This window comes from Enterobacter sp. UPMP2061 (genome assembly GCF_053709615.1).
This window is the reverse complement of the sequence record NZ_JBSKJP010000004.1, coordinates 289,048-298,736: the sequence shown is the minus strand read 5'-3', so window position 1 is coordinate 298,736 and position 9,689 is coordinate 289,048. Positions and strand designations below refer to the sequence as shown.

Here is a 9,689-nt window from a genome sequence, read left to right as displayed (position 1 = left end):
TAAGTTGGCAGCATCACCTGGCAGCTGAAAGTATGAATAATAACGCCCTGACAGGATATTTTATTGCACCCTGTCAAAAGTCATACATTCTTTCCCGGTTTTTGCTTTCTCATACCGGATAACTCTATTTAAGGCTTAAGGATAACCTTCGTCCATCCTTCATCCCGCTCATCGAAGTGCTTATATCCGGCAGGAGCCTCTTCAAGCGAAAGACGATGAGAAATTATTTTGCCCGGACTGGCTTTATCGTGATGGATGAGGCGAGACAGCTGACGGTTATAGGCCTTAACGTTCGCCTGGCCGGTACGGATTGCCTGTCCTTTAAACCAGAAACTCCCAAAATCAAATGGCATCTTACCCTCTCTGGCAAGCTCCGATTCAGCCCCCGGATCCTGAGGAATAAAGACGCCAACCACACCAATTCCCCCGGTTGCTTTCGTCGACGCAACAAGACTGTTCATGGTGACAGAGTTATCTTCATGGCCATGTTTGTTACAGCACTGATAGCCAACACATTCGCAGCCACAATCCGTACCGCGTCCATCCGTCAGGTCGAGAATTTTTTGTACAGCTTCATCGCCAGTAGCATTGATGCCCGTCGCCCCCATTTTTTCAGCCAGAGCCAACCGGTCTGTGTGCGTATCAACCACAAACACCTGTGAAGCACCTTTAATGATCGCCGAATGAGCTGCCATCAAACCGACCGGCCCCGCGCCATAAATGGCCACGCTTTCACCAGGCTTCAATCCGGCAAGTTCTGTTGCATGCCAGCCGGTAGGAAAAATGTCAGAGAGCATCACATAATCATCTTCTTTTTCTGCCGCATCAGGGGGAAGAACAAGGCAGTTAAAGTCGGCAAATGGCACCCGAAGCAGTTCCGCCTGCCCCCCCTCCCAGGGACCCATTTCAGCAAAACCATAAGCTGCGCCTGCCGAACCCGGATTGGTAGTGAGACAAAAGCCGGTCAGACCTTTTTCACAGTTTTCGCAAAAACCACATCCCACGTTAAACGGCAGACAAACATAGTCGCCCACCTTAATACGTTCAACGCCTGAGCCAATTTCGACCACTTCACCCAGGTTTTCGTGACCCAGAATCCGTCCCTGTTCAAAGCTGGTCCGGCCCTCATACATGTGCAAGTCCGACCCACAAATGTTGGTGGTGGTGATGCGGACGAGTACATCCGTGGGGCGGACAATTTTCGCATCCGGTACGTCTTTTACTTTTACATCATAAGGACCGTTGTAAATTACTGCTTTCATGATCTTCTCCTTCTTGCGTGCGGAAAGGAAATGCTGCCCGGCGGATTGGGGTATCAATCGAGTTTAGCTGCCATAACAGATCTCGCGATCGGCGAAAGGACGATTAGGATGTTTCTTAACTAAGTGCATTGAAGTCTGTAAGACAGGTACTTACCGATGAAGGCTGCCTGGAAAACGTAAAAACATCACACGTTAATCCGGTTTTTTTAAGCAGGCAGGGGATTACGGACAGCTTTGAGCGAGAAGCGGATAAAGTAAATCTATCTCATTTCTGCATTGTGCCAGAAGTAGACATAGGTGAATTAGGTAACCCTAGAGATGCACTTTGAATCAATGATATGAAATGCTGAAAAGGTTATTAACTAATTCAAAATTTGAATAATCAGTTATCTCTTCCATGCTTAATACGTAACCTTAGCTAAGGAGAAATTATGTTAGACGAATACAAAAAATGCATCGAAGCCTGTTATCTATGTGCAACGGCATGTGATAACTGTGCGGCTTCGTGTCTCGACGAAGAGAATCTGGAGATGATGCGCGAGTGCATAAAACTGGATATGCAGTGTGCAAATATCTGCCGTCTTGCAGCTCAATTCATGACACTAAATAGCGGGTCTGCCCAGGATCTTTGCCGTCTTTGCGCTGATGTTTGTCAGAAGTGCGGTGACGAGTGTGGAAAGCATGAACATGACCATTGTCAGGATTGCTCAAGCGCTTGTCATCACTGCGCCGAACAATGCAGAAAGATGGCCGCCTGAGAAAAACTCAAATTACCAAACCCGCTTCGGCGGGGTTTTATATTCCCGGTAATAAGTCGTAGAAGGATGAGATAGATGAGTTTAAGAGTACGGGCGGGAAATAGATCTACTCGAAAGTACTAGCCTCAATGACAAATTCTGGCACAGATTATTTGATTGGCTCAATGTCCGTTTTCGCTGACAGCGGACTGCACCCCGCCGGGGTGACCGCTTCGTGCCAGAATTGGACGTTTCCAAAATCTGCATGCACTAATCGGTGGAGAGCAGATCTCACTGCATAGCCATGCAGACGCGCAGAAATCATCAGGGGCGTTTTTCAGGGGTTGGGGCAGGAAAGGTGCCGGAAACAGGCGGGAGGCCGCAGAAACGTGCTGAGGGCGCCTGCGGCGGCGCGCCCAAGGGTTGTTATGTTTAATATGGCAGAACTTTCCTGTCGCTATCATTTTGACGTCCGCTATTCGCTCATAGATATGCCTGTCGCGTTTGCGGCTTTACTTGTTATACCCAACCTGCCTGATTTTTATCGCCAGCATCCCGGAATTGAAATTATCCTGAGCAGCTCAGACCGCCGACGGAATATGCTGCATGATGGCCTGGACTGCATACTGAGGGTAGGGGAGCTGGACGATGGCGACTATATCGCAAAGAAGGTGGGAACCGTTAAAATGACGACCTGCGCCAGTCCTGCGTATCTTGATCAACACGGCACCCCGGAAACAATGGACGAGTTGCAGCAGCATCAGGCCGTCAACTGGATTAACAGCAGCAACAGACAAGTTATGCCCTGGACATTCGGGACGTCAGAGGGCTCCACCGAAATTGAACTTCCAGGCAGGCTTGTCGTGGATAACTCAGAAGCCTACATTGCAGCAGGCCTGGCGGGGCTGGGAATACTACAGGGCATGAATATTTTTTTGCAGCCTTATCTCGATCGCGGGCTGTTGGTAGAGGTTCTGCCAGATAATCCGTCCCCGAATCGCAAACTGTAACTTCTGTATCCGCACCGCCATCTCTCCCGAAAAGTACGGGCGTTTACCGACTGGCTGGAAAGTTTATTGTAAACGCCTGGGGGCCTGCAGCCTGCTGGTACGTGCGCTGCCTTTTATCGGCCCGCCAGCTTCTGTATGGCTTCACGGACAGGAGCATCGCCAGACGTCAGCTCAATGATGACGCGGCTGACGGCAGGTTGCTCAATGAGTTCAGCCAGCGTAGCCGCCACGTCATCACGGGGCACGTTACCATACGGGATGGCCAGGCCGGCACGTACATAACCCGTACCAGTCTTATCCTGCAGCGCGCCGGGGCGCAGGATCACCCAGTCAAGCTCGCTTTGTGCTAGTTCCACATCGGCCATTTTTTTAACACGCATATAATTTTCGAATGATTCAGAAGTGGTTTCTCCCCGTGCGGACTCCGGGAATGCAGAAACGAGCAGAAAGCGAGACACACCGGCACTGAGGGCGGCAGCTACCGACTTTTTCAGCCCTTCGCCGTCGACCGCATTGGTCATCTCCTGCCCCCCCTTACCGCCGGCACCGGCAGTAAACACCACTGTATCACTACCTGCAAAGTGCATCGCCAGCGCAGCTGCATCCAGCTCTGTCAGGCTCCCACTGACGGGCTCAGCACCCAGCTCGCCTAGCAATGCCTGCTGCTCTGGCTTACGGTAGAGGGCACGAACAGCATGCCCCCTTCCTGAAAGGATCCTGCACAGACGCTGGCCGATTTTGCCTGCACCACCGATAATGAAAACATGAACCACAGTTGTCTCCTTCTGGGGTTATGATGTGTCCGAAATTATAACCTGACATCAGGTCAGTTCCTTTGAGCCTGACCGATTGCACTGCATGCTGCTGCCAGCACCAGACAGCTGGTCAGATACTCAGTTGTTCTTATAGCTGAGAACAACAGCCGTACCGATTTAGCTCTCCCGTCACGATGAGAACTCCTGAACCGGTTACACGCAATGCCGGCCAATATCTTCCGTTATATTCGAAAGATCCACGCAAGTTACTGAAGTGCGAGGGACGCAATGTGTACCTTGAACGAACTGAAGTCAGCGGAACCCTGAAGGTTCGATTCCATAGCGTTCAGAAAACTGCCTGCTGAAGCTCGATACTGAATTGTAACCCACCCGCCCCGCGACCGTTTTTACCGGCAGCGTCGATGTCATCAGCAGGCGGAGAGCCTCCGCGATACGTGCATCGGCGATAACTGAGCGTAAGCTGGTTGACTCACTGGCCAGGTGGCGCCGAAGCGTGGGGCCACTGAGTCCCGTCAGATCTTCAATTTCAGCAGCACTCCAGGGATGAGCCGGTTTGTCCGCTACCATCTGACGGATTTTCATGGCCAGACTTGGCTGCCGGGCTCGCAGCAAAGCATGGTATCCCATGCCATAAAGCCAGAGCACCACTTCAACCATGGCGTGCAGGGAAAGCGGACGCTTCCCTTCCCGCATTGCGGCTGTCCAGCGGTTAAGGGGTGAAAGAAGAGCTGATACGGAAATGGCTGCGATGCTGCCGGTGTCCTGTGGTGGTGGTGCGGCAAGTAACAGCCTGGCTGCTTCAAGCTGTTCCTCCGCGAGCACCACGCTCAGGGCGACAAACTCACCACTTTGTTCTGAAGGGGCATATTCTATATCGATGCTACGGGCATTCGGGACGACCATAATCTCGCCCGGGATCACCCGGTGCCATTTCTCATTTTCACGATACCGGAATTCTCCTTCCAGCGGGAAGGAAAGGGTCGCACCTTCCACCTCGAACTTCTTTACCTGATGCGTCTGTTCTGCGCGAAGGCAATCGCAGGGAAGTGGAAAACGGGAGCGTGCCAGGGTAAGAAGCTCAGCGAGGAGATCATCAACGGGAGAATCGGAAAAGCTGACTGTTTGCATATTCATCCGGAATTTGACTTTGACCGCTATTATACGTCGCCATATACAAAAGCATACAGCGACGCGTGCGGTTGTCTATTCCCGGATGACAAAAATCAGGCCGATTATAGTTACTGCCATACCCACAAGCATAGGCAATGTAATGGCCTCTCCAAACAGCAACCACGCTTCAGCTGCCGTGAGAATGGGAACCAGGTAAAAGTAAGTAGCGACTTTGGTTGCTTCACCGCTTCGTATCATAAAAATCAGCAACATAATCGCCAGAACCGATACGCCAATAACCAGCCAGCCCAGACCCAGCGCAAATGATAAGCTCCACTGCGTCGGAGCAGATTCGAACATCAGGCTAATTGCACCCATCGATATTGTCAAAGTGACGTACTGTAAAAACGTGTTCGCAAAGATATGTCCATCTCCCTGAGCACGGCGCTGATAAAGCGCTCCGATCGTTACGCCAAATAACCCCAGCATGACCGACCCAAAAGCCACAGGATCCAGTGCAAAACTATGCTGCCCTGGCGATAGCACCAAGAAAACGCCCGCAAAGCCAATCGCAATACCCAGCCATTTCCGGGGATGCAGGGACTGACGGTGCATGAGTGAAACCAGTATTGCAGTCAGTACCGGCTGCAGGCCGGTGATGAGCGCCGCAATGCCTGACGGCATGCCACGATGGATGGCATAAAAGCATCCGCCCAGAAAGAAGCTCTGCAGGAAAAGTCCGACAATCAGGTTGCGAACCATTCCTCTGCCGGACGGAAAACGGGCCCTGAACCCCAGTGTAAGCAGCAGAAGGACCAGACAGGAAAATGCGCCACGCAGGAATAAAAGATGAAACGGCGCGCTGTACTGCACGGTAAATTTGGCTGCGACAAACCCTGACTCCAGAGGAATACAAAAAGCCAGGGCGCAAGAGTAATGAGCCATTTTTTTTGTGAGGCAGTGATATTCATAGTATTGCAGGTGGGTTCTTGTCGGGCGATATGAAAGGGGATCTCTTCCCGGTCACTATTGTGTGCACCGGGAAGGAAGGTGATCAGACTGCGGGTGACCACAGGTCGTAATTCAGTGCGAAGCTGTTACCTTCACGGATAACCTTACCGGTAGTAGGCAGGTTGAAGTGCATACCACTGACAGCCAGGTTATCGCTCGCTGCGCGGTCAAGCACTTTGCTACGGATGGCCGCCGCCGCCGCAGGATCGCTGTCGAACGCGATAGTAACGTCAGGCTGAGCAACCTGAATGTGTGGGAAGTGAACAATATCACCCCAGATGAGCAGCGACTCTTTTTCATCACCCAGCAGATAACCGGTATGTCCTGGCGTATGGCCGAACAGCGGTACAGTCTGAATACCTGGTAAAATCGCTTCCTCGCGGAATGGCACCAGTTTGTCGTCATAAGCGCTGAAGGCGTTCCTTGCTACTTCAAAGAACGGCTTGAATGCGTCAGGCGCGCCAGCGGAAATGGTTTCATCACGCCAGAAAGCGAGTTCTTTCTCATGCACAAACAACTGCTGAACATTGCGGAAAACGGGAGTCTGCAGGGGACCTGCAAGCCCGCCGATATGGTCAGGATGCGCGTGAGTCAGGAGAAGGGTATCAATCTGAAGCGGGTCAATGCCTGCCGCGGCCAGGGCTACCTGAAGCCGACCGCCCCAGCCATTAATACCTCCGGCACCACTGTCAATCAGGATGGTTCGCTCAGGCGTCTGGATAACGTAGACGTTGATATTAATACGGGGTACTGCTGGCACACCGCGCTTCTGCAGTAAATCCTCGGCACGTGAGCCGTCAATACCAGACAGCAGCTCAAAAGATACGTCCAGATAGCCATCACTCAGCATGGTCACAGTCATGTCACCTACTTTTTTGCGATTGATAGCCGGGGCCTGCCAGTTCAGTTGTGAAGTCATATTGGTCTCCGTTACGATTAGAGGTCATCAGGTTTTACTTTAGCAATAGTAACGAAATTTCTGGTTCGAACTGCTCATCCTGCTACGTAAACCGCTCATTCTTAAAATCCGGAGCACAGCAGGTTATATTGCTTTTGCCTTTCTCATGTAAGGTGTCGGTATTATCTTTACCGGAGCCTGTAATGGACATTATTGGAATTATCATGTCGGCGGGAAAAGCCTCTGACCAGTCCTCAAGCACCCGACAATAGTGTCCCGCCTCAATCCCCGCCAGGGCAGAAGACTCCGGCAGGTAGGCCAGGCCGTAGCCATCTTTTACTGCATGAAGCATTGGATAAATGCTTGAAAAAGTAAGCTGCCCGTCCACTTTTTTCACAATATTCTCCCCCTGCCTGACAAATTCCCAGCCATACAGCGGGCCTGTGGGTGACAGACGTATATTGATGCAGTCATGTTTTTCCAGCTGAGAGGGATGTAGCGGCAGACCTCTTTCTGGAAGATAGGTGGACGATCCAATGACGACAAACCGTATGTCCGGTGCGATTCGGACGGCCACCATATCCTTTAATATGTCATCACCAATTCGGACTCCGGCATCAAAATTGCCCTCAACAATGTCGACAAAACCGTTCTGCTGCGACATTTCCACCTTGATATCCGAATATTTTTTTTAGTAACGGTGACAATCGTGGCCAGAGACATTCATGAATCATGTGATCTGATACCGTAAGTCTGACCAGCCCAGCCGGTGTATGGCGCAGTCTCTGAAGAGCTGTCACGCCCGCTTCAATGCGCGCAAGACCGGGTTCAAGCGTCAGTAATAATTGTTTACCGGCTTCGGTGACAGCCACCCGCCTGGTTGTACGCATAAGTAACGGCATGCCAACGCGCTCCTCGAGACGACGTATCGTGTGTGAAAGCGTGGATGCCGAAATCCCGAGGCGGACAGCAGCCCGTGAAAAACTGCACTCCTGTGCTACTGCCATGAATGCAACATAGTCATTAAAATCGTGACGCATACCGTTCCCGTTCAGGATCTCCGATAACATTATCAGAACCATTTAGGTTCATGATGCCGATTCTGTGAGCCATCAGGCAACCCCCCGTTCCGCTCATCCGATCATAATTTTTATAAATCTAGATATTGGTAAATCTCAATATGTGGAATAAAGTGTCGTGGTTCTGCGGCTACATCGGCCGAACGACGACATGCCAGGTCGTAAATGCTGAGACATGGCGTTTCAGTGATATTGAAAATTCGCTATATCAGGATATGTAATGAAGACGAAAAACCTGTTCTCTCCCACCAGACTAGGTCCCTACACCCTGAAGAATCGTGTTGTACTTCCGCCTTTAACCCGCTCACGGAGCTCACAACCGGGTGATATTCCGAACGAACTGATGGCTGAATATTACGCACAGCGCAGCAGTGCCGGGTTTATGGTGACCGAAGGAACACAAATCGAACCTCGTGGGCAGGGTTATGCGTGGACCCCGGGGATCTACAGCTCACGGCAAGTGGAAGGCTGGAAGAAAGTGACGCGGGCAGTGCATGAAAAAGAAGGCATCATTTTTGCCCAGCTCTGGCATGTCGGAAGAGTATCCCATAACTCCCTGCAGCCAGGTAACGCCTCGCCTGTCGCTCCGTCGGCGATACCGGCAGGGGAAAACGTTAAGGTATTCATCGAAACCGGGCCGGGAGAGGGGGCGCTGGCTACCGCTTCCTGCCCCCGCGCACTGGAAAAAGAGGAAATTAGTGAGATTGTCAGGATGTACGCCGGGGCAGCTCAGAACGCCCTTGATGCCGGTTTTGACGGTGTGGAAATTCACTGTGCAAATGGATACCTGGTTAACCAGTTCATGTCATCCCATAGCAACAAAAGAGAGGATGAATATGGTGGCTCATTACATAACCGGCTGCGGTTTCTGCGCGAAGTGACGCAGGCTGTCGCTGATGTGGTCGGTAAAGACCGTGTGGGAGTCCGTTTTGCTCCGCTCTTTCAGACCACGGATGAAGTAAGGGTCTATCTTGGCCTGGTGGAAGATGATCCCCATGAAACCTATACCGAAGCCGTTAAAATTCTTGAAGAAATCGGAATAGCCTATATTTCTCTTGCTGAAGCCGACTGGGATGATGCTCCCGAATTGCCTGAAGCATTCAGAGCTGAAGTCCGTAAATTATTCAGCGGTGTAATTATGTATGCCGGGCGATATACGCAAGAAAAAGCCGAACGGATTATCGGTGCTGGCTGGGGAGACATTATCGGATTTGGCCGCCCGTTCATAGCTAATCCGGATTTACCGCAGCGCCTTTATCATGAATGGCCACTGAATCCGGTCGATCCAACAACCATGTATGGTGGAACGGCAAAAGGCTACACAGATTATCCCGCCTTTGGCTAACCATTCTTATGAGCATCAGCTTTTCAAAAGCTGATGCTTAACGTAGAGAAGTATCGTAACATTGCAATTCCTCAATGCGACAAGTGACAGAGTTTATGCCTGATATTGATTTGAATGACGTGATTAAGGCGCTGGGAAACCCTGTTAGAAGAAAAATTCTGTATATGCTCAAGGAACCGAAAATACACTTCCATCAGCCTTATGCTGATGCGGACGAGTTCGGTGTGTGTGTCAGTATCATTCAGGAAAAGGTCGGGCTCTCACAGTCTACCGTTTCTCTTTACCTCTCAGCTCTTCAACGGGCACAACTTGTTACTTCTCAGCGCATCGGTCCCTGGACGTACTACAAACGTGACAATGATAAAATAAGGGTTGTTCTTGAGTTGCTGAAAAATACAATCTGATACAGGACTGAGCACATTCAGTGTAACAGTACCGGGGGTTCGTACTTGCGATCCCGG

10 protein-coding genes and 1 pseudogene are annotated in these 9,689 nt (G+C 51.0%); 4 read left to right on the top strand and 7 right to left on the bottom strand.

Annotated features, from left to right (window positions below):
• Positions 1-128: 128 nt before the first annotated feature.
• Positions 129-1,262 carry a glutathione-independent formaldehyde dehydrogenase gene (locus tag ACWKXX_RS12025; RefSeq protein ID WP_017384068.1) on the bottom strand — a complete coding sequence of 378 codons (1,134 nt, stop codon included), beginning with the start codon at positions 1,260-1,262 and terminating at the stop codon, positions 129-131.
• 431 nt (positions 1,263-1,693) lie between these two features.
• Between ACWKXX_RS12025 and ACWKXX_RS12020 the strand changes: the two genes are divergently transcribed.
• Both ACWKXX_RS12020 and ACWKXX_RS12015 read left to right on the top strand, forming a co-directional pair.
• Entirely contained in the window at positions 1,694-2,020 is a 327-nt protein-coding gene (locus tag ACWKXX_RS12020) for a four-helix bundle copper-binding protein (protein WP_022649401.1), read from the top strand.
• A gap of 464 nt (positions 2,021-2,484) precedes the next feature.
• Positions 2,485-3,081: pseudogene (locus tag ACWKXX_RS12015) on the top strand (LysR substrate-binding domain-containing protein); the annotation flags it as partial.
• Between the two features lie 41 nt (positions 3,082-3,122).
• Here ACWKXX_RS12015 and ACWKXX_RS12010 read toward each other — a convergent pair.
• The 6 genes from ACWKXX_RS12010 to ACWKXX_RS11985 form a co-directional block, all read right to left on the bottom strand.
• Positions 3,123-3,782: an SDR family oxidoreductase gene (locus ACWKXX_RS12010; RefSeq protein ID WP_007897903.1), complete on the bottom strand. Its 660-nt coding sequence runs from the start codon at positions 3,780-3,782 to the stop codon at positions 3,123-3,125.
• Positions 3,783-4,076: 294 nt separating this feature from the next.
• The gene (locus ACWKXX_RS12005) at positions 4,077-4,913 is read right to left on the bottom strand and encodes a helix-turn-helix transcriptional regulator (protein WP_017384067.1); all 837 of its coding nucleotides are present in this window, start codon (positions 4,911-4,913) and stop codon (positions 4,077-4,079) included.
• Positions 4,914-4,988: 75 nt separating this feature from the next.
• Complete coding sequence (locus ACWKXX_RS12000; RefSeq protein ID WP_007897905.1) at positions 4,989-5,840, bottom strand: DMT family transporter; 852 nt, start codon at positions 5,838-5,840, stop codon at positions 4,989-4,991.
• A 109-nt stretch (positions 5,841-5,949) separates the two neighbouring features.
• Complete coding sequence (locus tag ACWKXX_RS11995; RefSeq protein ID WP_017384065.1) at positions 5,950-6,825, bottom strand: MBL fold metallo-hydrolase; 876 nt, start codon at positions 6,823-6,825, stop codon at positions 5,950-5,952.
• A gap of 82 nt (positions 6,826-6,907) precedes the next feature.
• Positions 6,908-7,480, bottom strand: coding sequence for a LysR substrate-binding domain-containing protein (locus ACWKXX_RS11990; protein WP_255354090.1), 573 nt, complete (start codon positions 7,478-7,480; stop codon positions 6,908-6,910).
• On the bottom strand, positions 7,434-7,844 hold the full coding sequence (locus tag ACWKXX_RS11985) for a LysR family transcriptional regulator (RefSeq protein ID WP_157698488.1): 411 nt from the start codon (positions 7,842-7,844) through the stop codon (positions 7,434-7,436). Before ACWKXX_RS11985 ends, ACWKXX_RS11990 begins: the two co-directional genes overlap by 47 nt.
• Positions 7,845-8,103: 259 nt before the next feature.
• Here ACWKXX_RS11985 and ACWKXX_RS11980 point away from each other — a divergent pair, with 259 nt between their 5' ends.
• Together ACWKXX_RS11980 and ACWKXX_RS11975 are read left to right on the top strand one after the other, a co-directional pair.
• A complete protein-coding gene (locus tag ACWKXX_RS11980) occupies positions 8,104-9,228 on the top strand; it encodes an alkene reductase (protein WP_017384063.1) in 1,125 nt (374 codons plus the stop codon).
• A gap of 95 nt (positions 9,229-9,323) precedes the next feature.
• Positions 9,324-9,632 carry an ArsR/SmtB family transcription factor gene (locus tag ACWKXX_RS11975; RefSeq protein WP_032622084.1) on the top strand — a complete coding sequence of 103 codons (309 nt, stop codon included), beginning with the start codon at positions 9,324-9,326 and terminating at the stop codon, positions 9,630-9,632.
• Positions 9,633-9,689 lie beyond the last annotated feature (57 nt).

Excerpts from the sequence above, each read along its gene's own strand:
- ACWKXX_RS12025 (WP_017384068.1), bottom strand. The coding sequence starts at position 1,262 with ATGAAAGCAGTAATTTACAACGGTCCTTATGATGTAAAAGTAAAAGAC.
- ACWKXX_RS12020 (WP_022649401.1), top strand. The coding sequence starts at position 1,694 with ATGTTAGACGAATACAAAAAATGCATCGAAGCCTGTTATCTATGTGCA.
- ACWKXX_RS12005 (WP_017384067.1), bottom strand. The coding sequence starts at position 4,913 with ATGCAAACAGTCAGCTTTTCCGATTCTCCCGTTGATGATCTCCTCGCT.
- ACWKXX_RS12000 (WP_007897905.1), bottom strand. The coding sequence starts at position 5,840 with ATGGCTCATTACTCTTGCGCCCTGGCTTTTTGTATTCCTCTGGAGTCA.
- ACWKXX_RS11995 (WP_017384065.1), bottom strand. The coding sequence starts at position 6,825 with ATGACTTCACAACTGAACTGGCAGGCCCCGGCTATCAATCGCAAAAAA.
- ACWKXX_RS11985 (WP_157698488.1), bottom strand. The coding sequence starts at position 7,844 with ATGCGTCACGATTTTAATGACTATGTTGCATTCATGGCAGTAGCACAG.
- ACWKXX_RS11980 (WP_017384063.1), top strand. The coding sequence starts at position 8,104 with ATGAAGACGAAAAACCTGTTCTCTCCCACCAGACTAGGTCCCTACACC.
- ACWKXX_RS11975 (WP_032622084.1), top strand. The coding sequence starts at position 9,324 with ATGCCTGATATTGATTTGAATGACGTGATTAAGGCGCTGGGAAACCCT.